Consider the following 26,038-nt stretch of genomic DNA (forward strand, 5'->3'; position numbering starts at 1 on the left):
ATCATCACTTCTAGTATTATATAAGCTAGCTTAGGGGATAAAAGATTTGAATAATATACTTATCTATATTCAGTTATTTAAGCAAATGCGATTTTAGATCTTAAGAAATACTTACTAGTTCACTTAGAAGTAACACATTACAGATAAAATGATAAAAATGCGGTTTCTCTAAGAAACCTCTAGTATGATGAATAAAAAAGGAGCGACTGATTAATTTTGGCTCGAATCCATAAAATCATAAACTATTACAGCCTACATCACTCGCTATAAAATGGGTATTCAAAAACCTAAACGCTTATTTTCAGCAGATATATTTTTCTTTCCCCTTGCTGCCTTTTTTGCCGCAACTATTATTCCCGCTTGGCTGATGGTGCTACAAGGCTGGATTTCTCTGCCAAATCATCACTGGCATGGTCACGAAATGCTTTTTGGTTATGGACTGGCTGTAGTTTGTGGTTATTTAGTTAATCGGGTTTCTTTATTAAGTTTAAGTATACTGCTATTAAGCTGGATTAGTGCTCGATTAGGGGCATCAAATTTACTAAATATAGGAGTTCTTTCTATTCTACCTAGCTTAATATTTGTGGGATTTGCAGTTTATTTAATCGCTCCCCCCTTTATGAAGGCAGCTAAAAAACCAGAAAATAAAGTATTCGCTCCTTTATTTATTGCTATGGGAATTTGTGAATTTATCTACCAGCTAGGAGAAATTAATGTTCTGCCCTCTGATATTAGCCCATTTATTTTACTCATTACAGTGGATTTATTTAGTTTACTACTGTTTTTGATGGGGGGGAGAATTCTCGCTCCTGCTATTGCAGGGCATTTTTATCGAAAGGGATATTTTCTTGAAGCAAGGGTCCAGCCTAAAATTGAGCGAACGGCTATTGTGATTATTATTACGATGGTGTTTTTTGATTTTATTCCAAAAGCAGAAATAATCTCTGGGTTGCTTGCTTTTGGAGCTGCTATTGCAATTATGATTCGTATTTTTCGCTGGAAAGTATGGGGTATTGTGGATGAACCTTATTTATGGATTCCTGTACTAGGTTATATTTGGCTTGCTCTGGGTTTTTGTCTTAAGGGATGGATCCAAATGACAACTAATCCTTTTCCTATTATTGATGGAATTCACGGGGTTACTATAGGAGCTTTAGGCACCTTAACTCTAGCGATTATGGTACGTACTCGATTACAAAGAAGTAAACAGAGATTAGAAGATTTTAAGGATATAAAGCAAGCAGCATTACTTATTAGTTTAGCAGCCTTATTACGATTAGCTATACCCTTAGTACCTTCTTATACAATGGTATTGTTATGGTTTTCAGCACTAGCGTGGTGTATTGCTTTTATTTTTCTATTCTGTAAGCTTATTCAAATTAGTTATAAAGATCTTAATCCTTCTTAGAAGCAACACTTATTTAAGTAGTTATTGTAAGTAACATGATAGATAGTACTGCCCATCAATCTCCCTGTGCTTGGGTTATTACTGATGGTAAGATTGGGATGGAGAATCAAGCTCGTGGTTTAGCAGAAGCTATGAATATTCTTTATGTTGTAAAACAAGCATATCTCTGCTTTCCTTGGAGCCACTTAAGCCCCTTTGTTCGGTTAGGAAAGAGGTACTGCTTAAAAAATAAAACAAAACTGGAGTTTATTCCACCTTGGCCTAATTTAATTATTGCTTGTGGACGCAAATCTATTCTACCTGCCCTTATGGTCAAGGAGGAGTGTAAAGCTAAAATAATTTATCTACAATCTCCAGTGATTAATACAAAACACTTTGATCTAGTGATTGCTCCTACCCACGACTCACGAACTACTGGAAAAAATGTATTGTATAGTATTGGTGCACCCCATCAAGTTACAGAACAAAAATTAGCACAAGCACGTAATCACTTTGCTCATTTATTTTCTAAGTATCCTCAACCTCGCCTAGGGATTTTGTTAGGAGGGGATAACAAAGCGTACCATCTAGATCAAAATACGATAAAAAAATTAATACAGGAACTTAAAATATTAATTGCATATCAAAGCCTATCAGTGTTTATTACCCCTTCTCGACGTACTGATTCAAAAATTATTCAATTGTTAAAGAATGTATTTAAAGAATTTAACTCAAAGATCTATATTTGGGATGCAGAAAAAGAAGAAAATCCCTATTTCGGAATCCTTGCTTGGTCTGATTTTCTTCTTGTAAGTTGTGAGAGTGTCTCCATGATTAGCGAGGCCTGTGCTACCCATTGCCCTGTATATCTTTTAAACCTACCTGGAAGGGGAGATAAAAAATTTCAAAGCTTTCATCAAAACCTTGAAAATTTAGATCGCATTAAATGGTGGGAAGGTAAGCTAGAGCAATCCTCAACAAAAGCTCAACCTTTTAATGAAACTAAAATTATGGCGGCAAAAGCACTTAAATACTTATGCATTAATTCGGAGAAAAACTATGCTTCTTAATCAGGATAAACTCATTAATACGGAAGTCATAGAAAATCCTTTTCCTCATTTTATTGTGACTGATTTAATCAATAAAAATAGTTTACTAGATATTTATAATGACTATCCAACAATTGACTATCCGGGCAGTTACCCCCTAGCTGTACTTCAGATTAGAGAAAGATTTTCAGCTTTAATTGAAGAATTAAAAGGTTCTTTTCTTGAAGAAATTCTAGAGGAAAAATTTAAAATTCCACTAAGAAATTACCCTTTACTTATTACAGTACGAGGAAAATGTACCCTTAAAGATGGGGCAATCCACACCGATAGTGCAACAAAAATTATTACTGTTTTACTCTATCTTAATGAACATTGGGAGAAATCAGAAGGGCAACTACGGTTGCTTAGGGATGGAGAAAATATTGAGAATTATTTTACTCAAATCCCTCCACAAGCAGGAACACTGCTTGCCTTTAAGGTCACAAAAAATTCATGGCATGGGCATCTACCTTTTGAAGGAGCCCGTCGGGTAGTTCAGATTAACTGGGTAAGTAGTGAATTTATCGCAAGGAAAGCCTTAATTAAACACTACCTTTCATTCAAGCTTAAAAACTTAGTGAAAATAAAGCAATAAAGTATAATGATTATTAATTTTTCTTTGAATACATATTCTTAAATAGTTTTCTTATTAAAATTTTTAGCCTATTAGCTATAATTGTTATAGGTAATAAATAAATCACTATTTTTTTTACAGCCTATTAATGGAGGACTAAATGGGTAAGCTAATTGAAGACTACGGCCTAATTGGCAATATGGTCTCTTGTGCCCTTGTAGGTATTGATGGATCTATCGATTGGTTATGTCTCCCACATTTTGATTCTGATGCATGTTTTGCTGCTTTATTAGGTACTCCAGACCACGGCCGCTGGCTCATTGCTCCTAAAAAAGGAGAGATTAAAAATACAACTCGACGCTACCTACCTAACACTCCGATTTTAGAAACTACTTTTGAGACAGAAACAGGCGTAGTATGTATCACCGATTTTATGCCTCTTACTACTAACGAGAAGAAGGTAGAACTGCTTCGGATTGTCCGTGGTATCCGAGGACAAGTGGATATGGAAATGGATATTGTCCTTCGTTTCCGCTATGGAGAAACCGTACCTTGGGTACGGCAAACCGACTATGGTATTCGAGCAATTTCAGGGCCTGATACAGTGGAGTTACTCACGCCTATTCCTCTACATGGGGAAAATATGAAAACTCGGTCTAATTTCACTGTAACCGAGGGAAGTTATGTTCCCTTTACTCTAACTTATCATCCCTCTCAAGAAGAACCAAGATTTATTAGCGATAGCCGAGCTGCCCTAACAGTAACCTCAGACTGGTGGCAAGAATGGGCTAGTCGTTGCTATAACGCCCATGCCTCAGTTCCGCCAGAATGGCGTGATGCAATTGTACGATCCCTAATTACCCTAAAGGTAATGACCTTCCAACCTACGGGTGGCATTGTGGCTGCCCCTACTACTTCACTCCCAGAAGAAATCGGAGGAGAACGGCAATGGGATTATAGATTCTGTTGGATACGAGATTCGGCATTAGCACTTCATACGTTTTTAAGTTCTGGATATATGGATGAAGCAAAGGCGTTTAGAGAGTGGTTACTTCGTGCTGCTGCAGGTCACCCTGAGCAAATGCAAATCATGTATGGGTTACGAGGAGAACGCAGGCTTACAGAAGAGGAGCTTCCTTGGTTACCCGGTTATGAGAATAGTAGACCTGTGCGAATTGGTAATGGTGCCTATCGACAAAAACAGCTCGATGTTTATGGGGAGCTCATGAATACTACTCATTTAGCAAGGATGTCTCAAATAGGAAGCGCTACTTCGTGGCAATTTCAGTGTACTTTATTGAGAAATTTAGAAGAAAGCTGGCACTATCCTGATGAGGGGATTTGGGAGATTCGCAGTTCTCAACGGCATTTTACCCATTCAAAAATGATGTGCTGGGTTGCCTTTGATCAAGCAGTAAAAGCAATAGAGATATTTGGGCTAGAAGGTCCACTAGATAAATGGAAAAAAATTCGAGCAGAAATTAAAACAGATATTCTTACCCATGGTTATGATTCAGAGCGTAATACATTTACTCAAACCTACGGTCACCCGGGGCTAGATGCTTCTCTATTATTATTAGGAAAAACCGGATTTTTGGAACCTACTGATCCTAGATTTATCGGTACAGTTGAAGCTATAGAGAAAGAGCTGATAGAAGATGGGTTTGTATTGCGTTATCGTCCAGAAGAATCTACCGATGGGCTAAGTGGTAATGAAGGTGCTTTTCTGGTATGTAGTTTTTGGCTAGTAGATGCTTATGCACTGATAGGTCGTCATAATGATGCAATGGTATTATTTAATCGATTACTCTCTATCCGAAATGATTTAGGATTACTTGCGGAAGAATATCATCCCGGCTTAAAACGTCAACTAGGCAATTTTCCTCAAGCTTTTTCTCACGTAGGTTTAATTGATGCAGCACACCATCTATTACAAAGCTACATTCCACAACCTTAATTAATAACTTATTATTAAGTGTGCACTGCCAAAAAATAATATTAATTATATGCTTCTATTCTTGCCAACTAGAGATCTTAATTAAATCGCTATAAACGATAAAATCTGCTATTTTATTTAGTATAGCTAAGTTATCTATAGTGTTTATTGATTTTATTTATACTCTGTACCCTATAATAGAGAGTTTATAACAATAAACTGTAATAAGAGGAGTAAACGTAATGAGACGGCATACTTTAGCTTTTGTTATTAATATGATAGTTGCTAATTTAATATTTGTTCCCTTTGGGTTTGCTGATAAACACTATTCAGCTGATGAACTCAATGAAATTATGGAAAGTGGCAGAATTCCTCTTCAAGATAGTGATGCTACTATGGAAAGTGAAAATATGATCTTTAGTTCCTGTAAATCTAAAGTAGATACAATCATAGGTGAAGCTAAAGAAAAGCACTTACCTAGTAAAATAGTAATGAGTAGTGATAGAGCGTATATTGCAAAAGTGTGGACAGAAGATGCAGCGATTACCTATACCTGTCAGGCAAAAGCAGGTAAATTAATGACCTCTACTTCTCATTATCACGAATAATATTAGCCTATTATCTAGCTTAAGGTAGCCCACTTATTTGGGCTACTATACTATAGCCAGCCTTTACGCTTAAAATAAAGATAAGGTGCAATACTAGAGAGTAGCATAAGAATAAGTGCTACAGGGTAGCCTAAATTCCAGTGGACTTCTGGCATAATATCAAAATTCATCCCATAAATACTGGCGATAAGAGTAGGGGGAAAAAACACGATTGCTATTACCGAAAATATTTTAATAATTCGGTTTTGTTCTATATTGATAAAGCTTAGTGCGGCATCCATAAGAAAATTTATTTTTTCAAATAAGAAAGCACTATGTGGTAGTAGCGAGTCTACATCTCGCATAATCTCCCGAACTCTCCTAATTTGATCGTCGTTTAGGTGACTGCGCCTTAAAAGAAAAGTTAAAGCACGCTGGGTATCCATTAAACATAAGCGGACTTTACCATTGTGATCTTCGTGACGTGCTAATTCATCTAACGCATGTTCAAGATTTTCACCGCTTCCTTCTTCGCTTTTTTCTAAAATAAGTTTACCTATTTTATCTAATCCCTGATGAATTTCTTCTAGTAAGTCTGCAAGTTCTTCAAGCTTAGTTTCAAATAGGGCAAGTAAAATTGATGCAGAATCAGTAATTAGCCCAGGTTCTCGGCGTACTCGAAACCGTAGCATACGAAAGGCGGGTAGTTCATAGTCTCTTAAAGTAAATAATCGAGTATCACTTAAAGTGAAAACTACGGTAGAGTAATCAATTTTTCCTTCTTCTCGGTGAGAGAAATATGAATGTAAGTGAAGTCCTCCTTCATCTTCAAAAAACCGAGCAGTCGCTTCAATCTCTTCAATTTCATTATGAGCAGGAAGGTTTTGTTGATAGATTAGCTCAACTTGCTGTCGTTCCTCTTCAGTAGGGCGAAATAAATCAATCCAAATCGCTTTCTCTAAGGAGTCAATACTCTCCTCAAGAGGTAGCCTTTCAAAGCGATGTTCATATAAAGCAAATCCATAGAGCATATTTTATTAGTTTAATATGGCTAGATTCCTAGTGTTTTCCTAAAAACTCTAGTACTTAGATACTACGCTATATAACGAGTAAATAATGAAGTCTAAATACGCTCACCACTTTCTACATAACCCAGATCATTTAGGATAAGTTTTAATTTTCCATAGCAAGAGACACGAGCGGCAACACACCCTGATCCTTCCATTAAGATCTCCTCAAAATGAACATTGACTACCGCATGACTCTGGCTTTGCTCCATCAGTTCATAGCAAAGTGTTTCATCATCTATCCAACCATTTTGGCTGCAAAATTGATTTAAATCAGGGCTACTTCTTAAATACTCTTCAATAGACATATTTATTATTTTTCCTTTTGTTAATATAAAAATAAACGCTACCTACCTCTACCTAGAAAAGCAGATGATCCTCCTCTAGGAGGATTTACGCTATAGGGAATACGAGCACTACCTGGATTATACTGACCAGTAGCAGTAGGGTTTCGATAAGGGTTGTGAATAGATTCTGGACTATATTCGCTACGGAATCTGCCATAAGGATTATAAGCAGTAGTAGGATCAAATAAATTCGAGTTTAGATTACCGAGGAATTTACCTGTTCTAGGATCTACAGGGACAGGTACTTTCTTAGTAGTTCTAGGTTGACCATAAGGATTAGGTGGTGGTTCAGGAATGGGTCGTAGATTGTAATAATAGAAGTTATTTGGCTGCAAAGTTTGAATGGATTGTAAAGTATCGATAGATTTACTTGATTTTGGTGCCAAGAAACTAAAACTATCTGCATAGATAGTAGTTGATATGGTTAATAGGATAAGCACTACTTTAGTTTTCATTGCTTTCCTCCAAGGTAAATTAAGGCATTTATGAAATATAGCTCTTAATAGTATACTCCATAAATTACAGCATATTAGATGCAAAACCAGCAAGCCGGGAACGCTCTCCTCTTGTTAGGGTAACATGACCGCTATGCCTCCAAGATTTAAAGAATTTTACGGTATAAGTAAGTCCTGAAGTAGCTGGAGTTAGATCAGGGGAATCAATTTGAGAGATATTTCCAAGACAAATCACCTTACTTCCATTACCTGTCCGAGTAATTAGGGTTTTCATTTGTTTTGGAGTTAAATTTTGTGCTTCATCAATGATAATAAATTTGTTATGAAAAGTACGACCTCGCATAAAATTTAAGGAGTGAATCTTAATTCGATTTAGCAACACACTATGAGTTACTGATCTTCCCCAAGAGCCTCCTTCTTCTGGTTGTGCAAGCACTTCCAAGTTATCCATTAATGCGCCCATCCAAGGAGTCATTTTTTCCTCTTCAGTACCAGGTAAAAACCCAATATCCTCTCCAACAGGTACTGTGATTCTTGTCATAATGATCTCCTGATAGTGCTTTGTTTCCAAAGTTTGAGTAAGGCCAGCAGCAAGAGCAAGTAAGGTTTTTCCAGTCCCAGCTGGACCTAATAGAGTAACAAAATCTATTTCTGGATCTAATAGCAAATTAAGAGCAAAATTTTGCTGTTGATTCCGAGCAGAGATTCCCCACACACTACGGTTTGGATCTTGATAATTTTGAATTAACTCAACAACCGCAGTAGTATCCTCTATTTTGTTACGGACAATGGCACCAATATTCTTTTCCCCTTGAATATGAAGGCATTGATTTGGGTACCAATCCTTAGTAAAAATACCTGTAACTTGATAAGCAGAGCGTTTCGTATTTGGATCAGTGTAGAGAGATTTTTGCCAACTTCGCCAAAGATCATAAGGTAGCTCAAGATAGCCAGTGTGAAGTAAATTAGCATCATCTAAGTCTTTATTATTATGGTAGTCTTTAGCTGCAAAATTTAAGTAAATTGCATACGCTCGAAGAACAGTACTCTTAGAGACAATAACAATTTTATCGTTAGGGTGTGTTTTTTTAAGATCGCTTGCATACTCTAAAATAGTAGAGGGCAGAAATATGCCCTTGACTAAGGATTGAAAAAAAAGGCGTCCCTTAGGCATATTGTCTTTTATATACCAGTTTTGATCTATGGTAGATAGATCAAATCCTTGCATCATTTTCTTTGAAGAATCTAGAGTGGTAAGTAATTTATTTAAAAAGTAGATACTTTGCTTTGCATTTCTACCTGCTTCAGATAATTCTTGTGCTGTACTCTCTAGATCTTTAATGACGATTAAAGGTAAGTAAATATCATGATTACCAAAGCGAAAAATTGCACTTGGATCATAGAGTAAAATACTAGTATCAATGATAAAAATCTGCTTTTGTTGAATATGATTATTCATGAAAATGAAAGAGTTAGGGCATAGCCTGACAGATAATGTATATTTGTTATTATAGCTTAGGTAGTAAATAGCTTATAAAACTGTGTGATAGTAGAGTCGCTAAAAAATCAAAAAATTAATAATTTAAGGAAACTTCATGGTCTACGATAAAATTTCATGCCCAAGTGATGGAGAATTAATAAAAATTAGCTCTGATTTAAGCTTAGACGTGCCAAACTTCCCATTAATTCCTTTTATTGAAGGTGATGGCATTGGGGTGGATATTACCCCAGTGATGTGCAAGGTAGTGGATGCTGCGGTAACAAGTGCTTATGGAAAAAATCGTAAAATCGCTTGGGTAGAAATTTTTGCAGGGGAAAAAGCATGCCAAATCTATGGAGAAAGCCAATGGTTGCCAGAAGAAACCTTAGCTGCACTAAGCAATTTTGTTGTATCCATAAAGGGACCTTTAACTACACCGGTGGGTAAAGGAATTCGCTCTTTAAATGTTTCTATTCGTCAAGCTTTGGATCTTTATTCTTGTATTCGACCAGTACGCTATTTTCCTGGTACCCCTAGCCCTTTAATCGATCCAACTCAGACAAATATGGTTATTTTTCGAGAAAATACAGAAGATATTTATGCTGGGATTGAATGGCCTGCTTACTCTCCAGAAGCACAAAAAGTCATTACTTTCCTTGAACAAGAAATGGGAGTAAATAAGGTTCGTTTTCCTCAAAGCTCTGGGATCGGTATTAAACCCGTCTCTCAAGAAGGATCTCAGCGGTTAATTAGACAAGCAATACAGTATACTATTGATAATGATCGATCTTCAGTGACTTTAGTGCACAAAGGTAATATTATGAAGTTTACCGAAGGAGCATTTAGAGATTGGGGTTATGAATTAGCTCGTACTTCCTTTAATGCTACTACCTTAGGGAAAGGTCCTTGGTATTCTTTAGTAAATCCTAAAAATGGTCATGAAATTGTAATTAAAGATTCCATTGCCGATAATTTTCTCCAGCAAATTTTACTTAACCCTGCAGATTATGATGTCATTGCTACATTAAACCTTAATGGAGATTATATCTCTGATGCTTTGGCTGCCCAAGTAGGTGGGATTGGTATCGCACCGGGTGCCAATATAGGAGATAAGGCAGCAGTTTTTGAAGCAACTCATGGTACTGCCCCAGAGTATGCTAATAAGAACCTGCTCAATCCAGGTAGCTTAATTCTCTCTGCAGAAATGATGTTACGTCATTTAGGCTGGAGTGAAGCAGCAGATTTGGTTATTCAAGGAATTTCTGGGGCTATTCAAAGCAAAAGAGTAACTACTGACTTTGCTCGCTTAATAGAAGGGTCTACTCAAGTTTCCTGCTCTGAATTTGGTGAGGAAATTATTCGGTGGATGTAGCTAAAATAAGCTAAGATTCTATCTAGACAAATTAATTAACTATCTTCGATTTATATTATATATGATACCTACTTACCCTTATGAATGTCTTCTTTACCTTTGATGTTGAAGTTTGGTGTAATAGTTGGAACCACTTAGATCAAGATTTCCCAGCTAGCTTCGACCGGTATGTTTTCGGGCGTTCATCCAAAGGAGAGTATGCGCTCCCAAAAATCCTCAATACTCTTGGTAAATATGATCTGAAAGGTGTATTTTTTGTTGAACCTCTATTTGCTGCTCATTTTGGTGTTGAATATCTTGCAACTATTGTTGAGTTAATCCAGAATGCTGGCCAAGAGATTCAGTTACATCTACACCCTGAGTGGGCTGATGAAGCACACAATGCACTACTTGAAAACGTTACAGGTAAGTGCCAGTATCTTACACAATACAGTTTTGAAGAGCAACGGATTCTTATTCAACATGGCCTTCAGCTACTTCAAGAGGCAGGTTGCGATTTACTACCTACTGCTTTTCGGGCAGGTAGCTTCTCTTGTAATAACGATACTTTTTCAGCAGTTGCCATGAATGGCCTGAGATTTGACAGTAGTATCAATCCGCAAATGGAAGCATCTCAACCAGGTAAGATTACACCTATGTATGCAAATCCCTATGAGGTTTTTACGCACAATGGATTAACCTTAATTCCAATGAGCAGTTTTTGTGATGGATATGGCCGTCATCGACATGCTCAGATCGGTGCTTGTAGTGCTCAAGAAATTACTCAAGCACTTGAAGATGCAGTACGTAAGCAATGGCATACTTTTGTATTACTTGCACATAATTTTGAATTAATGGTACCTAAGCGTAGTGCTCGGGATTTTTTTGTAGAACACCGTTTTAATCACATTTGTCGCTTCCTAAACGCAAACCGCTCTATTACGCCTACAGTGAATTTTGCTGATGTATCTACTTTTCCCGAACCCTGCAATATGCCTCTCCCTGTTGTAGGAACAATGGCAACTACAAAGCGTTACATTGAACAAGCCCTTCGTCGCTTATTCTAAAATTGATAAATAACTCTAAATTATACTTATGCGTGCCTCACTTTTTAAGCCTTTTTACCAATGGTATGAATGGATTTGCTTTAATTACGGTAGTTTCAGAGGATGGGTGAGGCATTTACTCACAACAGCTCAATTTTTACTCGGAGTGCTCGATTCATATACAAATATAAATCCGGAGTGTAAAGTCCAGCGACTTGTATTTGTTTGTCTTGGCAATATTAACCGCAGTGCATTTGCTCAAGCGGTTGGAGAATCTAAAGGATTACACTGTGCTTCCTTAGGGTTAGCTACTGAAACTGGAATGCCTGCTTATAAAAAAGCGGTAGCAACAGCCTCTATAATGGGGATAGACCTAACCAAGCATATAGCTACTGATTTTTCAGATCATGAACAAAACCAATTTGATTTATATCTTGTTATGGAAGTTCGGCATATAAATCGACTTATATCACTTGGTATTTCTCGTGAGCAAGTTATATTACTTGGTGCTTGGTCAGCTCCAAAGCGCATTCATCTTCATGATCCCCATACTCTATCTGATAACTATTTTTATAGCTGTTTTACCCTAATTCGCTCTGCAGTGGAACGTTTAGCGATTCAATTAAACAACTCTAAACCATAATTTATGGTTAATAATGACCCTAGCAGTGATGTTATCAGTATTCGTTCTTGGTTTAATTACTGAGAGGAAACGCTATATTGTACGCAATTGGTTATATCAGCAACTGGTGAGATTTAAATGAGTACACCTTATAGTAATTTTCCACCATGTATTGTGTTCGGAGTTGATCTTCAAATTGGATTGTATATTATTCGTGAACTTGGGCAAGCAGGAATCCGGGTTATCGGTATTGCAAGTAACCCTAATGATATTGGACTACGTTCACGCTGGTTAACAGAAGGTCATGTAATTCAGCAACCACATAGCGAAGCTCTTTTAGAACTACTACGCACACTAGGGAATATACATGGTCGCTGCCCTTTAATCGCAACTTCTGAAGCCCATTTATTATGGCTTGCTCAATGCCCTACATCTGAATTAGGGTTAATTCATCCTGTCTTACCTTCAGCCACTGCATTGCAAGCTGTAATTAATAAAGAGCAGACGCTAGAGCTAGCCACTAAAGTGGGTATAAAAATACCATATACTTGGCAACCAATAAGTTTAGCGGATATCGATGATCGTGTAGAGAAATTTCCAACTCCAGCTGTATTGAAGTGGAAAAATCCTCATATTGCAAGATCTATGCTTGAAAAATTTCAGCTATCAACACTTAAGTCAGAACATGTTGCTACAACTTCAGATTTACGTAATGTATTATTGCGTTACTTAGATTTAGGTCAGTGGCCCATGGTTCAAGAGTATTGCCCTGGATATGGTTTAGGCCAGTTCTTTTTTATAAAAAATCACCATACGGTACGCCGCTTCCAGCATATGAGACTTGCTGAATGGCCACCAGAAGGGGGGTACTCAACTGTTTGTACTGGGTTATCTCTGAATAAGCATGCTGATTTACAAGAGCGATCAATTGCCTTACTGAACTTGATTGATTGGGAAGGGGTTGCCATGGTGGAATACCGCTATGATCCACTGACAAATCGTTCATGGTTAATGGAAATTAATGGCCGATTCTGGGGTAGTTTTCCTCTGGCAAGCCAAAGTGGAGCAAGTTTTGCGCTACTTACCTATTTAGATGCGATCGGAGAGAAATTACCTAAGCTACCTCCAGTAAAAAGTAATTTACGAGCACGAATGGTATTTACAGAATTAAAGCGTCTTTGGCGAATTTGTATCCAGCCCGATCGTATCACTGATCCTGCATTTGAGCGTAAACCACTTGCTGAGATAGCGCGCTTTTTTAGTGATTTTTTCAGGAGAAACGTTCGCTACTATGTATGGTCTTGGCGTGATCCACTCCCATTTTTGCAAGATTTATTTAATATGTTTTGGAATCGATTAAAATAAAATCAAGCTTGTCAATAATTAACTAATTTAGGATAGCAATTATAAATTTGATCATCGATACAAAACATTCCTTATTTAAAAATCCTTAGCAAGGATCACAATGAATCTGGTTATCTCAGTGTTTTTAATGCAATAGCCCAACGTTGTAATTCATCAAGTACAGTTTTAGCTGAGTGATCTATACGATCACTAGTTTGAAATCCATCACTATTAACTAACGTGTTAGCCATAGGGATGCTTACCCCTTCAGGGATGGGCATCATTTTTAATGTAGTCACTTGCAAACGTGCAGCTTGTGCTGCACGTAACCCACCAGAAATTCCACCATAACTAACAAAGCTGCAAGGCTTATAATTCCACTCTTGATAAACATAATTAAAAGCATTAATTAATGCAGGAGTTGGTGAATAATTATATTCAGGAGCAACGAACACATAGGCATCGGCTTTTTTTACACTTTGACTCCAACCTTTAGTATGCTTATGTTTGTAGTTTTTGTTTCTTGGGTGATCGGATTCATCATAAATAGGTAATTTAAAATTAGCCAAATCTACTAGTTCAACAACAAAATCGCTATTTTTTTTAGCATAATCGGCAAACCAATGAGCTATTTTAGATCCTATTCGATTTGGGCGTGTACTTGCGATAATTACCTGTAAATGTAATAACATACTTTTTCTATACAGCTCATCTTAAAAAGTACACCATCTAACAATGATCAAAAATTATTCCTTGTTTGGTGTAGACTCACGGACTTTGGATTTAATTAGAATAACGCAGTAAATGGCTGGCTAAGATGCCTCCAAAATCTTCAATATTCTCACACCAATCACGGTGAAGTTCTATCGCAATATCGCAACAGATAACCAATGAACTAAATGCATCCCTGCTTGTGTCATGCGATACCAAGCAGTTTTTTATACTACTAGTTAAATGTGTCTGAAGCATCAGTGGCTACAAAAATATCATAACCCACCTCAATATTACCATTAATATAGATAAAAATTCTAATAATGTAGAGTTATCTAAATATCCTACTCTGAAATTAAAGAAGAAATCGTTCAGTGAATATGATTAAAAATGAGGAGTTTAAAACTTTTTTATCGCAACTTACAGAAGCAAATGTAACTCTCAGTGGTTTTACTGATTTTAAGAAAGTCAGGTTCTAGATATTTTGATTGCAGTACGTAAAGATAAAAAAATTAAAATTCTTAACAACAAAAAGGCTGGTTATCGGCAAAGAATAAATTAGAACAAGCCTATTATGCTATTCCAAGCGTATATAATTTAACAACATTACGAAAATTTGTTCACCATTTTCAAAAAGAGGGGGTGAATACTCTAGTATAATTCTTAGATTATCCTCCCTAAAAGCAAGCTAAGAAAATTATTGCTATTAATGTCTATCCCTTATTTTTTATCTAATGGATGGGTTATCAATTCAAAGCGGACAAATTGTGAGCGTTAATAAAGGAGGATGGGATAAGTCCTATGGCATTAATCATATTAATGAATTTAACCGTGCTTGGCTTTCATTAGTTCGGGAGAAAATAAATGAGAATGCCACTATTTGGATTAGTGGCACAGTCCATAATATTTTTTCAGTAAGACAAATTCTAATTGAGCTAGGCTTTAAAATTTTAAATATCATTACTTGGGAGAAAAATAATCCTCCACCTAATTTTTCCTACCGTTATTTTACCCATTCTACTGAGCAAGTCATTTGGGTAAAAAAAAACGAAAAAATTCCCTATTATTTTAACTATGAATTGATGAAAAAAATCAATGGGAATAAACAAATGAAGGATGTTTGGAAATTACCGACAATTGCCCCTTGGGAAAAATCTTGTGGTAAACATCCTACCCAAAAACCACTATCCTTGCTCATAAGACTAATTTTAGCCTCTACTAAACCAAATGCTTGGATACTCGATCCCTTTACAGGAAGTTCAACCACAGGAATTGTAGCAAATTTAATCAACAGACAATTTATAGGGATCGATCAAGAAGAATCTTATTTAGAAATCAGTAAAAACAGGAAACTAGAAATTGAGAGCCTACAAACTGCAGTAGATTATCGGCAAAAACTAGTAGGATTTGACCATAAAAAAGATCTAGAGCAATATCTATTGGAAGAATCAAGCTCTAACCGTGATATTCAGCAAAACTTTAATGCTAGCCACAAGATAGAGCAGCTAAGCATTCTCTTTAGAGTAAATAATTTAAATCGTTTGTTTCTCTATGATTAGTCGCTAATACTACTCAATAATCGTAACCTTCTATTAGCTAAATTCTTATCTTATCTGTATCGCATTAAATATATAGATACTTTCTCTATCTATTAGAAATACAATTACTTATATCTATTATATAAGCCAATATTTTAATTAATGCTGTTTATAAAATATTTAATAAGAAAATTAACTTTTTTCGCACTAAGAAAATTAGCTCTTCTTGCGGTGACTATGGCCACAGGGTTTATCGCTATAGAGTTGCTTACGAACCTTTACTCAATTACTCAAACTTATCCAGTTTCTCCAGAATGGGGGAAAATTACCAGAAGTGCTCAAAGAGATATTTACCACGGAACTGATAGGGGTAATCCGTATAATGTAGTATTTGGCCATGGAAGATATGGTAGTCCAATAAAACCCATTACTAATATGACTTTATCTGAAGTAGCTCAGTTTGGTAGGGAGGTACTTATTCCTAATACCAAGGGAAGAATTAATGTAGTAGATAGTAAAGGTAGGCCTCTAGGTACTTCAGCAGTAGGTGCTTACCAGCTTATTCAATCAAATTTAGACAAAAAAAACTCAATTGCTGAAAGAGTTTTAAAGCCTGTCTATGGAGAAAATTGGCGAAGAGCTAAATTCACCCCTGAAATACAAGAACAACTAGCAAAAGCACTTTATGAAGCAAATAGGGCGAGTATGGACTTACACTTTATGTGGCGAGGGCTACCTAAGCTAGGGGTAGGGCGATTTTATAATATCCCATGGGAAAAAGCACGACTATATATCTTAAAAGGAGAGATTGGAAATAGACAATTTACTCAAAATAAAGAAATGTTAAAAAATATTCCCCCTATAGGGAATTTAAAAAAAATAGAGAATCACTCTCTGGCGAGTACTTTTCAGAATATATTAACTAAAGAATAAATATTAATTTAGACAAAAAGTACTACTTCTTATTAATTTTCATTTTTACGATAAGTGAAACTTCATCTTGTTTAGGTACGGGAATGTGCCAAGAAATACGATTAGCTATTTCTTGCTGATGAGAATAATTCTCAGAGAGAATTTCCCGAGAATCTAAATCTGGAATAAACTCTACCACTTTTACTGTAACGGGTTTGATCTTCTGATTATGCAAGACAATTTCAGTGGTTTCAAAAATATAATCTTCTACTTTAGAGTCAATCCGCTGTTTTTTTGTAGCCGTAATATCAAAAGCATGACCTAAATTTAAGGTAACTAAACTATTTTCTGACGTATGGTTTATTTGATCTTCACCAATAAATTGAAGATGACCTTCAGTATCTGGCTGATAAAATTGCATAGCACCTGCAGGCAAGGGTATTCCTAGTCCTAATTTCTTACTATTTTTAAAATTAAAGTAGGAAGTCACAGGGAGTTTTTGAGCTGTGGTAGACTGAAAATCGTAAAATCGAGGAGAATCACTATGGATTTCATAACTGACATGTCCAGAAACTTTCTGGGTATCAAATAAAGGAATCTGTTTTGTTTGGTTATTTTTAAGGGTAATTATTTGAGGTAATGTATAAAGATGATAATCCGAAAGTGGCTCTTCTCGAGGGGAAATAGAATCTGTTTTAGCCAAGGCTAATATCCGCATTTGAGGTTTTTCATATTGGGTTGAAGCAGGTAAATGATGAATATCCCCAGCCATTAGCTGCACTTGAGCATCTAAATAGCTCATTCCAGATTGATTAGTAATATTTGCTCTACTTATCAGCGTAAGCTGATCTCCTTCTTGATTTAACTGAGCAATGTAATTTGCATTCCAGTTTAAATGATGGGTTAAATAACTGAGTGCCGTGAGCTGTTTTTCAGTTTCTTTTGCATTAATACTGACCGTAAGAGTAGGATAACTCTTTAGTGTTTTTGGGATTCTTGGATAGATTAATTGATTTGGGAAAATACCTGTTTCTATATGCCCATCTTCAAAACTTAAAATGACCTCTTCATGATTATCACTAATTCCAAGTAGGACGGCCTCTCGCTTTTCAGTTTCAGAACTTTGAGAACCAATCACTCCTATCTTTTTACCTAGATAATGAAGTAATAAATTTTGCGTATGAAGCAAATTTGCTTCATAACTTTGTTCAATCACTTTAAATTTCTGTGACTGAGAAGGAATACTCACCAGTGTTGCCGATTCAGGTCGAATATTTGGACTAATATCCACAAAATTAAGGATATTGTTTCCCCTCTTTAAAGATATTTGTCGTTGATCCCTAATTAAAGCGAGATCCTTATTATAGATAGTGAGTGAGAGTTTTTGCCGATCCGTTTTAGTGACTTCCACGCTCTGCCCAGTTAAGCTTATAAATAAAGAAATTAAAAAAATAAAATATCTGATAGAAATTTTCATCTTTATAAGTTTAACGGAAAAAACTCTAAATAAAAAAATCCTTGGTCAAAAGACCAAGGATAAAAATGGGTGTTGTGGGTAGTTTATATTTAAGCAGTGACTGCAATTTTACGCACTTGAGACTGTTGATTTTTTGGTATCACCAACTCAAGTACTCCATTTTCAGAGCGAGCACTTACCTTTTCTATATCTACTGTATTAGGTAGGGTAAAGCGGCGCAAAAATGAACCGCTCGAACGCTCTGTGCGGTGGTAACCTTGTTGATTTTCAGTGTAGAACGTTTTACGTTGCCCTTTTAAAGTCAATACCCCATTATCTAGAGTGATTTCAATATCTTGAGGATCCACACCAGGAATATCAGCGTAAATGACAAAACGGTCAGCATCTTCTCTTACATCTACTGCAGGTAACCAATCACCGCTGGCAAGTTCTGCACCATCTTGAGTGGATTGCCCCCAAGCAGGGCTAGCATCAAACAAGCGGTTTACTTCTCGTTGTAATTGATTCAAGGTGTGAAAAGGTGCATAATATCTGGACATATTTCTCTTACTCCCATATCTAAAGTTATTTATCTAAGTTAAATACTTCTTGGGGTGGCAGCCCCTTCTTAGTTACAGATATGGGGGTAGTTAAAATTATTTCAAGGGTTTTTATAGCTTATTTTTAATTTTTTCTATTTCCTCGCTTACTTCTAGCCAATCATCCTCCAATTCCGAATGCTTTTCATTTAGTTGTGCTTGTGTTATTAATAGTCCTTTTAGATATTCCTTTTGCTCAGAATCCTGATATATATTGGGATCAGCAAGTATTTGATTAAGCTCTTCCTGTTCCTTCATCAGCTTTTCTAATGATAATTCCAGAGCTTTTAATTTTTTTTGTAGCGGTTGCAGTGTAATTCGTTGATGAGCTTCTTCTCGTCTTTGATCCTTACGATTAATTAGGCTAACATTGCTTTTAGATTCATTTCCATTAGAATCCACAGATTTTCTGTTTAACCAATCTTGATAATCTTCCAAATTTCCATCAAATGGGCACACTCTATGAGCTGATACCAGCCATAACCTATCTGTAGTGCTTCGCAGTAAATAGCGATTATGAGAAACAATTACCATTGCACCCTCAAACTCTTGCAAGGCATTAATTAATGCCTGTTGCATCTCTAAATCTAAATGGTTCGTTGGCTCATCTAAAAGTAATAGATTAGGTCGTTGATAGACAATGAGTGCTAAAGCGAGCCTTGCTTTTTCTCCGCCAGAGAAGGATTGAATAGGCTGTAAGGCTTGATCTCCTTGGAAGTTGAAGCCGCCTAAAAAATTTCGCCCCTCTTTTTCTGATAAATTAGAATCTAGTTTTTTTAGGTGCTGTAGAGGGCTTTGCTGAAAATAAAGCTGTTCTAGTTGGTGTTGGGCAAAATAACCGATTTTTAAATCTTGTGCTTGAGTTAAAGTACCCGTTTTTGAGGCAAGCACCCCAGCAAGTAATTTAATTAACGTAGATTTTCCTGCTCCATTAGGACCCAGCAACCCAATCCGATCTCCGGGTATCAGGTTAAAATTAACTTGAGCTAAAATTTCTTTTTGATCATAGCCTATAACGATTTGTCGTGAGTTTAGTAAAGGGGTAGGGAGTTTTTCTGGTGAATAGAAAGTAAAAGTAAAAGGCGAATGGCTATAAATAGGGGCTAACTGCGCCATTCGCTCAAGTGCTTTAATTCGACTTTGTGCTTGGCGAGCTTTAGTCGCTTTTGCTCGAAATCTATCTACAAAACTTTGGATATGGGCAATATTTTTTTGTTGCTTCTCATAGTTTGCTTGCTGTTGCATCAGTTGAGCATTTCGCTGGGTTTCAAAGCTCTCGTAATTGCCTTGATAATAATTAATAGTATTTTGCTCAATATGGGCAATATGAGTGATGCTATGATCTAATAACTCCCGGTCGTGAGAAATAAGTAACAAGGTACCCGAATAATCCTTAAGCCAGCCTTCTAACCAAATCACTGCATCCAAATCTAAATGGTTAGTAGGCTCATCTAAAAGTAACAAATCAGAACGGCACATTAATGCTTGGGCTAAATTAAGCCGCATCCGCCAACCTCCAGAAAAATGGGAGACAAGCTGAGATTCTTGATCTGGAGTAAATCCTAAGCCGTGCATGAGTTTTGCTGCTCTTGCTGTGGCAGTATAACCTCCAATGGATTCTATTTGCCCATGTAGATGCCCTTGTGCTTTACCGTCATTATTTTTTTCTGCCTCCAATAGCTTTTGCTGTAAATCCTGAAGTTCCTGATCTCCCTCCAATACATACTCCAAAGCAGGGGTTGCCACTTGAGGAGTTTCTTGAGCTACATGGGCCAATACCCACTGAGGTGGATAAGTTAGAGCACCTTGATCAGATTGTAAATGACCTAAAATTAAACTAAAAAGACTAGATTTACCACAACCATTGGCACCAATGAGTCCTACTTTCTGCCCGGGATGAATGGTTAAATTGACTTGTTCAAAAAGGAGCTTTTGCCCTTGTCGTAAAGCAATATTTTGCAGCTGTAACATAAAAATAAAATTGGGATGAATGGAAGCCTTATTAATATGATGAATGGAAGCCTTATTAATATAATGAGTTAAGATACCACCATCAGCAAAAAAAGAGAGAATCAATGGCAGATAAAATTGTTAAATCTAAGGATCAATGGCAAGCGCAGCTCACTCCAGAACAATATGGAATTACCCGAGAAAAAGCTACTGAACCCCCATTTACCGGTAAATATTATCATCATCATAAGCAGGGAACCTATCATTGTATTTGCTGTGGCAATCCCTTATTTAGCTCAGAGCAAAAATATGAATCAGGTAGTGGTTGGCCTAGCTTTTGGGATCCTATTCATACTACTGCTGTAACCGAGCATACGGATCATAGCCATGGAATGAGGCGAGTAGAGGTAGTCTGTACCCGTTGCGATTCCCACTTAGGTCATGTGTTTAACGATGGTCCTGATCCGACCGGATTAAGATATTGCATTAACTCCGCTTCCTTAGATTTTAAAGCCGATTCTAAGTGAATTTTATTTCTACCCTAGCCATACTTGTTCTTTTAAATGGACTGATCGGCTGTACCCAAGATTCTAAGAATCATCTGATTCAGTTTAACGGATCCACTATGGGCACGCGCTACACCATAAAAATCATTGATCTACCTTCCAACCTTAATCCTGATACTCTAGCTAAAGAAATTACTCAGCAGTTGAAATCAATCAATCATCTGTTATCTACTTACCAAGCTGATTCTGAACTCTCCCAATTTAATCAGAATCCAAGCACAGATTGGATTTCGGTATCTTCTCCCTTAGTGACTGTGATTCAAAAAGCTCAAGAAATTAGCGCACTTACCCAAGGAGCATTTGATATTACCGTAGGTGTTTTAGTGAATCTGTGGGGATTTGGTCCCCATCTTTATCAACCCTCTATTCCTACCCCGGCACAAATTCAAGCTGCAAAGCAAAAAGTAAACTTTGAACTACTGGATATTAGGGATTCTCCTCCTGCCTTAAAAAAAGAGCAAGGAGATATGTATCTTGATCTTTCAGGAATTGGCAAAGGCTATGGGGTAGATCAAATTGCAGAATTATTAGCATCTAAAAATATCCATAATTACCTGGTAGATATTGGGGGAGAAGAACGAATCAAGGGGCATAATAGCAAAGATCAGCCTTGGAAAATTGCCATTCAACAACCTAGAGCAGGGATACCTAAAGCTGCTTACACCCTTGAACGCACCTCAGGGGCTATTGCAACTTCTGGAGATTATCAAAATTATTTTGACTACAAAGATAATCGCTATGGGCATATTATTAACCCTAAAACCGGTTGGCCTACTCCTTATCAATCCGCTTCAGTGACTGTGCTTAGCACTACCGCTATGGAAGCTGATGCACTTGCTACCGGGCTTTATGTCTTAGGAATAGACAAAGCCATTGCTCTTGCCGAGCAATCTCAGATTCCAGCCTTATTTATCATCCAATCAGAACAGGGGATTCAGAAACAAGCGAGTAGTTATTTTCCCTATAATAAAATATTAAAATAATAAGAAAGTGCTCAATATTTTAATGAATAAAAGATTGTGAGTATCGGTAAACCTATAAATTATCTCACTATTAAGGGGTTTAAATCCATCAAATCCCTTGAGCAATTTAAGTTAAATAATCTTAATGTGCTGATTGGTGCTAATGGGGCAGGGAAAAGTAATTTTGTTTCATACTTTCATATGCTGAGAGAAATGATTGATGGACGGCTACAAGTATGGATAAGTAAACAAGGATCTGCAGATCGGATTTTAAACTTTGGTATTAAAGAAACTAGCGAATTGGAATCATTGATTAAGTTTGGTTGAAATAGTTATCAATTTAAGCTAGAATCAACAACAGAAGGTAGCTTCCATTTTATTAGCGAACAATACTTTTTTAGTGGTGACAGTGGTAAAAAATCATACTCATTAGGCTCTAGCCATAAAGAGTCAAAACTAAAAGAAGAATTAGCTAAAAATATTGGCGTAGCTAGTTATTGTTATTATTCTATTTCAAACTGGAGAGTATTTCATTTTCATGATATCAGCAGTACTGCTGGGGTAAGGCGTGATTGTGCAGTACATGATAATGAATATCTACGTTCTAATGCGGCCAACCTTGCCGCTTACCTTTATCGACTTTCTAAAGAATACCCTGAAACTTTAGATCAGATTTGCAAAGTTATCCGCCTTGCACTTCCTTTTTTTGATAATTTTATTTTTAAGCCAGAAGAAAAAGAAACAGGAGAAGCGTTTATTTGGCTATTTTGGAAACAAAAAAACAGTGATTACCCATTTCATCCTAGCCAACTCTCTGATGGCTCAATTCGTTTTATTTGTTTAGTCACTGCATTATTCCAACCCAATCCTCCAGCTACCATTATTCTTGACGAGCCTGAATTAGGCCTGCACCCCTATGCAATCGCATTATTGGATTCTCTTTTAAAATCAGCAGCTACCAGAATGCAACTTATTGTTTCCACTCAATCTGTCTCTTTAATCAATGAATGCTCTATTGATGATTTGATTGTGGTGGAGCGAGAAAAAGACGGTAGCATATTTAAGCGATGCAAAGAAGTGGATTTTAAAATTTGGCTTGAAGAATATTCCGTTAAATAGATATACTTGCTACTAGTGATGATTTTTATCCCTTTTTCCTTCCTCCGATCGCTAACCGTTTAAATCTACTTGTATCCTTTTATAAGATGCTAAATCCCCGTCTTGAATTCCTTAACTAATTGCTACGGGAATATTGGGTTTATAGTAAAGAATATAATCGGCACTTTTTTGCTTGCTACAAGTAGTTAAATTACATTCGAACATAAGTACGTCCATCAGTAAAACTGAGTTCTTCTCGAATTTATTTTTGTACATCTCAGCCTGATTCAATAAGTGCTGGAGTAATAAATTTGGTACAAATATCTCGTTCGGATAATTCTTTTTTATTGGTCATGGGGAGTCTAAACTTATTGGTAGATGTAATTAATTACACAATATCAAATTACTAAGGAAACATTCTCTTCTTTTAGAAGATATAAATTTTTCATATCTCAGCTAGGAAATACTTATGGAAGTCCTTGATCAAATCCAAACAATTATTATTGTCATGATGGAAAACCGTTCCTTTGATAATGTATTGGGGCACTTAAGTATGCCTTTATATGGTAATCGAAAAGATGTCAATGGTTTAGTCAATATTGAGACAAACGCTAGCTATATTAACTTTTTAGATAAGCAAGCATATCGACCTTTTCATTTACAAGATGGTCCTTTACCTTATGATTTACCTCATAGTAGATCAATGGTAGCTACACAGCTTGCAAAAAAAGGGAATACATTTACTATGAGTGGTTTTGTTGAGGCTTATTATTTGCAAACAAAAAGCAAAATTGAAACCCCTCCCCCTATGGGGTTTCTCTCTCCGATGGATACGCCTATGTCTAGTTTTCTTGCTAATCAATATGCAGTGTGTGATAACTGGTTTGCACCCGTACCTGCAGATACTCAGCCTAATCGATCAGTGGCCTATAGTGGTTATGCCACGGTGGATGATACCAAACCTCGCCCTATTCCTATTGTTCCCGGAAGTTTTATTTTTGATTGGCTTGATGAACATCATGTCAGTTGGCGTGTTTACCATAGTGGGTTTTCTTTTTTTACTTTATTTGATCGATTTGATGATGTGCTCGGACCAAATTTTCATAGTTTTAAGGATTTACCAACAGATTGGGGAGAAGAATCTTTAGAAAAGATGCCGCAAGTTGTTTTTATTGAACCATCTTATACAGATTCGCCTATTCATTTTGGTTGGATTCCTAGTGATAACCACCCACCTACCCCAATAGGACCTGGAGAGCACTTCCTTAGGGAGGTTTATAGTGCTTTAGTTCACAACCAAGAAAAATGGCAGCGATCTTTATTAATTGTTGTTTACGATGAGCATGGGGGATTTTTTGATCATGTTTTACCAAATATGATTTCTTCTCCAGTACCTGCTGAATCTCTTTATGCTAACGCTTTTGAAAGTACCGGTCCTAGGGTTCCAGCTCTGTTTGCCTCTCCATGGATTGCACCTCATAAAGTCTGTAATAGTTTAATGGATCACACTTCCATATTGCAGTTATTATCAGAAAAGTTTGCAAGCTCTCCAGACTATAATGATGAAGTGAAACGACGTAGGGAATTAGGAATACAAAGTGCATCTCAGGTATTTACTTCAGATCTTATTTCTCCGAGAGTGGATATTTCGCCACCACCCCAAGATACGATTCATAAATCATCTTTAATAGCACCTACAATGAGTCCTAATACGGATAGTCAACATACTTTTTTCTCAGCAGCTAAAAGATTATCAGATTATGATTATCAACGAGCGATTAAAAAATTTCCTGGGCTCTCTTATTTGAAAAATTTGTAAAATAGTTAATTCTTTAAGCAGTTCATCCAAATATTGATTTTAAAAACGTTTAATGAAACCAAAAATTCTACTTTGCATTAACTTTGATCACACCCTATTATTGAGTGCAGATCGAACCGAATATCAATCTGCCCATCGATATTTGCAGAACTTAGCTCAATATCCAGAAATTTTATTGGCATATTTAACTGATCAATCTGTTGGGTTAATCCAGAGTGTCCTCCAAGATCACCAGATTCCTACGCCTAATTTTTTGATTCAAACTCAAGAATTAGCTATATATGAAATTAAAGAACATTGCTGGCATCTTGTGCAAAATGGAAGCAGTATGAAAAAAGATCCTAAATTAGCTGCTATTTATTATTTAATAGAAAAGAATAGTTTAGATAAAAACTATGTGGTTTTTGTGGGAGGAGACGAGGAGGATTTAGCTCTATTTATAAATGGCTTTAAGGGTGTACTTATTTGTAATGCCGCCTCAGAGATAAAACAAAAAATTTTAGATTCTTTACCTGAAGAAAAACTAGAAAACTTCTATATTGCTCGAGGCAGTTTTCTAGGATTAGATGGAAATTATAGTGCGGCTATTCTTGAGGGGTTAGCTCATTTTTTTCCTTATACAAGAGCATGGATGGAAGTAGATACAAAATCTTATCAAGATGGTGTAGCTTTACAATCTTGTGCTATTTATCGTAGTTATAAGAAAGAGGGGAGTTATTTATATATAAAAAATAAAGAGGATTTTTCTCAAGTACCGGAAAAATTAATAGCAATATTAGGGAAATTAAATTTTGTAATGGAGTTAGAGTTACACCCTAGCATCTCCTTAGCTCAAGGCAATCCTCAAGAAATAATAAATATCATTCGAGAGAAAGGATATTTTCTACAGCTTCCTCAAAGTGAATATCGAACTTCTTAAGTAAATGAAAACGGTAAGCAGATCTACCATTACTTGTCCCCATTGTAGCTATCAGAAGATAGAGACCATGCCAACCAATGCTTGTTTATATTTCTATATTTGTGAAAATTGTAAAATCAGTTTAAAACCAAAACTAGGGAATTGTTGTGTATTTTGCAGTTATGGAGATGTACCTTGCCCGCCTATTCAAAAGAAGCGGGCAATAGATATAGATTCTGATTAAT

General features: G+C 36.4%; 26 protein-coding genes. 18 read left to right on the forward strand and 8 right to left on the reverse strand.

Annotated features, from left to right (window positions below; translation table 11 throughout):
- The first annotated feature begins 271 nt into the window (after positions 1–271).
- The 5 genes from NSCAC_RS02180 (at position 272) to NSCAC_RS02200 (ending at position 5,593) form a co-directional block, all read left to right on the forward strand.
- Complete coding sequence (locus NSCAC_RS02180; protein ID WP_197744793.1) at positions 272–1,408, forward strand: NnrS family protein; 1,137 nt, start codon at positions 272–274, stop codon at positions 1,406–1,408.
- Positions 1,409–1,443: 35 nt separating this feature from the next.
- Positions 1,444–2,457, forward strand: coding sequence for a mitochondrial fission ELM1 family protein (locus NSCAC_RS02185; protein WP_197744794.1), 1,014 nt, complete (start codon positions 1,444–1,446; stop codon positions 2,455–2,457).
- The gene (locus NSCAC_RS02190) at positions 2,447–3,070 is read left to right on the forward strand and encodes a 2OG-Fe(II) oxygenase (protein ID WP_197744795.1); all 624 of its coding nucleotides are present in this window, start codon (positions 2,447–2,449) and stop codon (positions 3,068–3,070) included. Before NSCAC_RS02185 ends, NSCAC_RS02190 begins: the two co-directional genes overlap by 11 nt.
- Before the next feature lie 139 nt (positions 3,071–3,209).
- Complete coding sequence (locus NSCAC_RS02195; RefSeq protein WP_197744796.1) at positions 3,210–5,006, forward strand: glycoside hydrolase family 15 protein; 1,797 nt, start codon at positions 3,210–3,212, stop codon at positions 5,004–5,006.
- A 221-nt stretch (positions 5,007–5,227) separates the two neighbouring features.
- Positions 5,228–5,593 (forward strand): hypothetical protein, encoded by a 366-nt coding sequence (locus NSCAC_RS02200; protein WP_197744797.1) that lies wholly within the window; start codon positions 5,228–5,230, stop codon positions 5,591–5,593.
- Positions 5,594–5,643: 50 nt separating this feature from the next.
- Here NSCAC_RS02200 and corA read toward each other — a convergent pair whose 3' ends face one another.
- The 4 genes from corA to NSCAC_RS02220 form a co-directional block, all read right to left on the reverse strand.
- The gene (gene corA / locus NSCAC_RS02205) at positions 5,644–6,603 is read right to left on the reverse strand and encodes a magnesium/cobalt transporter CorA (RefSeq protein WP_197744798.1); all 960 of its coding nucleotides are present in this window, start codon (positions 6,601–6,603) and stop codon (positions 5,644–5,646) included.
- Between the two features lie 92 nt (positions 6,604–6,695).
- Complete coding sequence (locus tag NSCAC_RS02210) at positions 6,696–6,947, reverse strand: hypothetical protein (RefSeq protein WP_197744799.1); 252 nt, start codon at positions 6,945–6,947, stop codon at positions 6,696–6,698.
- Between the two features lie 38 nt (positions 6,948–6,985).
- A complete protein-coding gene (locus tag NSCAC_RS02215) occupies positions 6,986–7,441 on the reverse strand; it encodes a hypothetical protein (RefSeq protein WP_197744800.1) in 456 nt (151 codons plus the stop codon).
- Between the two features lie 64 nt (positions 7,442–7,505).
- Positions 7,506–8,900 carry a PhoH family protein gene (locus NSCAC_RS02220; protein ID WP_197744801.1) on the reverse strand — a complete coding sequence of 465 codons (1,395 nt, stop codon included), beginning with the start codon at positions 8,898–8,900 and terminating at the stop codon, positions 7,506–7,508.
- A 136-nt stretch (positions 8,901–9,036) separates the two neighbouring features.
- On the opposite strand from NSCAC_RS02220, the gene icd reads away from it, so the two are divergent.
- From icd to NSCAC_RS02240, 4 genes are all read left to right on the forward strand, one after another.
- Positions 9,037–10,293: an NADP-dependent isocitrate dehydrogenase gene (gene icd, locus NSCAC_RS02225; protein WP_197744802.1), complete on the forward strand. Its 1,257-nt coding sequence runs from the start codon at positions 9,037–9,039 to the stop codon at positions 10,291–10,293.
- Positions 10,294–10,373: 80 nt separating this feature from the next.
- Positions 10,374–11,339: a polysaccharide deacetylase family protein gene (locus NSCAC_RS02230; protein WP_197744804.1), complete on the forward strand. Its 966-nt coding sequence runs from the start codon at positions 10,374–10,376 to the stop codon at positions 11,337–11,339.
- Between the two features lie 28 nt (positions 11,340–11,367).
- Positions 11,368–11,961 (forward strand): arsenate reductase/protein-tyrosine-phosphatase family protein, encoded by a 594-nt coding sequence (locus tag NSCAC_RS02235; RefSeq protein WP_197744805.1) that lies wholly within the window; start codon positions 11,368–11,370, stop codon positions 11,959–11,961.
- Between the two features lie 117 nt (positions 11,962–12,078).
- On the forward strand, positions 12,079–13,305 hold the full coding sequence (locus NSCAC_RS02240) for a carboxylate--amine ligase (protein ID WP_197744806.1): 1,227 nt from the start codon (positions 12,079–12,081) through the stop codon (positions 13,303–13,305).
- Between the two features lie 110 nt (positions 13,306–13,415).
- On the opposite strand, the gene NSCAC_RS02245 is transcribed toward NSCAC_RS02240, so the two are convergent.
- Positions 13,416–13,976: an NADPH-dependent FMN reductase gene (locus tag NSCAC_RS02245; RefSeq protein ID WP_197744807.1), complete on the reverse strand. Its 561-nt coding sequence runs from the start codon at positions 13,974–13,976 to the stop codon at positions 13,416–13,418.
- A 753-nt stretch (positions 13,977–14,729) separates the two neighbouring features.
- Here NSCAC_RS02245 and NSCAC_RS02250 point away from each other — a divergent pair.
- Positions 14,730–15,554, forward strand: a complete 825-nt coding sequence (locus NSCAC_RS02250) for a DNA-methyltransferase (RefSeq protein ID WP_197744809.1) — start codon at positions 14,730–14,732, stop codon at positions 15,552–15,554.
- Between the two features lie 216 nt (positions 15,555–15,770).
- Entirely contained in the window at positions 15,771–16,466 is a 696-nt protein-coding gene (locus tag NSCAC_RS02255) for a hypothetical protein (RefSeq protein ID WP_197744811.1), read from the forward strand.
- A 22-nt stretch (positions 16,467–16,488) separates the two neighbouring features.
- Here the strand turns inward: NSCAC_RS02255 and NSCAC_RS02260 are convergent, their stop codons facing one another.
- From NSCAC_RS02260 to NSCAC_RS02270, 3 genes are all read right to left on the reverse strand, one after another.
- The gene (locus tag NSCAC_RS02260; protein WP_197744813.1) at positions 16,489–17,856 is read right to left on the reverse strand and encodes a DUF4139 domain-containing protein; all 1,368 of its coding nucleotides are present in this window, start codon (positions 17,854–17,856) and stop codon (positions 16,489–16,491) included.
- Between the two features lie 155 nt (positions 17,857–18,011).
- Positions 18,012–18,461 carry an Hsp20/alpha crystallin family protein gene (locus tag NSCAC_RS02265; RefSeq protein ID WP_197744814.1) on the reverse strand — a complete coding sequence of 150 codons (450 nt, stop codon included), beginning with the start codon at positions 18,459–18,461 and terminating at the stop codon, positions 18,012–18,014.
- 111 nt (positions 18,462–18,572) lie between these two features.
- Positions 18,573–20,471: an ATP-binding cassette domain-containing protein gene (locus NSCAC_RS02270; protein WP_197745265.1), complete on the reverse strand. Its 1,899-nt coding sequence runs from the start codon at positions 20,469–20,471 to the stop codon at positions 18,573–18,575.
- A gap of 104 nt (positions 20,472–20,575) precedes the next feature.
- On the opposite strand from NSCAC_RS02270, the gene msrB reads away from it, so the two are divergent.
- From msrB to NSCAC_RS02305, 7 genes are all read left to right on the forward strand, one after another.
- Positions 20,576–20,977, forward strand: coding sequence for a peptide-methionine (R)-S-oxide reductase MsrB (gene msrB / locus NSCAC_RS02275; protein ID WP_197744815.1), 402 nt, complete (start codon positions 20,576–20,578; stop codon positions 20,975–20,977).
- On the forward strand, positions 20,974–21,999 hold the full coding sequence (locus NSCAC_RS02280; protein ID WP_232085965.1) for an FAD:protein FMN transferase: 1,026 nt from the start codon (positions 20,974–20,976) through the stop codon (positions 21,997–21,999). The genes msrB and NSCAC_RS02280 overlap by 4 nt, the downstream gene beginning before the upstream one ends.
- 36 nt (positions 22,000–22,035) lie before the next feature.
- Positions 22,036–22,305 carry an AAA family ATPase gene (locus tag NSCAC_RS02285; protein WP_197744818.1) on the forward strand — a complete coding sequence of 90 codons (270 nt, stop codon included), beginning with the start codon at positions 22,036–22,038 and terminating at the stop codon, positions 22,303–22,305.
- Positions 22,306–22,650: 345 nt separating this feature from the next.
- Positions 22,651–23,097 (forward strand): AAA family ATPase, encoded by a 447-nt coding sequence (locus NSCAC_RS08795; protein ID WP_456298412.1) that lies wholly within the window; start codon positions 22,651–22,653, stop codon positions 23,095–23,097.
- Between the two features lie 448 nt (positions 23,098–23,545).
- The gene (locus NSCAC_RS02295) at positions 23,546–24,895 is read left to right on the forward strand and encodes an alkaline phosphatase family protein (protein WP_197744819.1); all 1,350 of its coding nucleotides are present in this window, start codon (positions 23,546–23,548) and stop codon (positions 24,893–24,895) included.
- 52 nt (positions 24,896–24,947) lie between these two features.
- Positions 24,948–25,814 carry a YcgL domain-containing protein gene (locus tag NSCAC_RS02300; RefSeq protein ID WP_197744820.1) on the forward strand — a complete coding sequence of 289 codons (867 nt, stop codon included), beginning with the start codon at positions 24,948–24,950 and terminating at the stop codon, positions 25,812–25,814.
- Between the two features lie 4 nt (positions 25,815–25,818).
- Positions 25,819–26,037: a GDCCVxC domain-containing (seleno)protein gene (locus NSCAC_RS02305; RefSeq protein WP_197744821.1), complete on the forward strand. Its 219-nt coding sequence runs from the start codon at positions 25,819–25,821 to the stop codon at positions 26,035–26,037.
- Position 26,038: the final 1 nt, after the last annotated feature.

The organism is Candidatus Nitrosacidococcus tergens, from assembly GCF_902810445.1.
GTDB classification, from domain to species: Bacteria; Pseudomonadota; Gammaproteobacteria; order Nitrosococcales; family Nitrosococcaceae; genus Nitrosacidococcus; species Nitrosacidococcus tergens.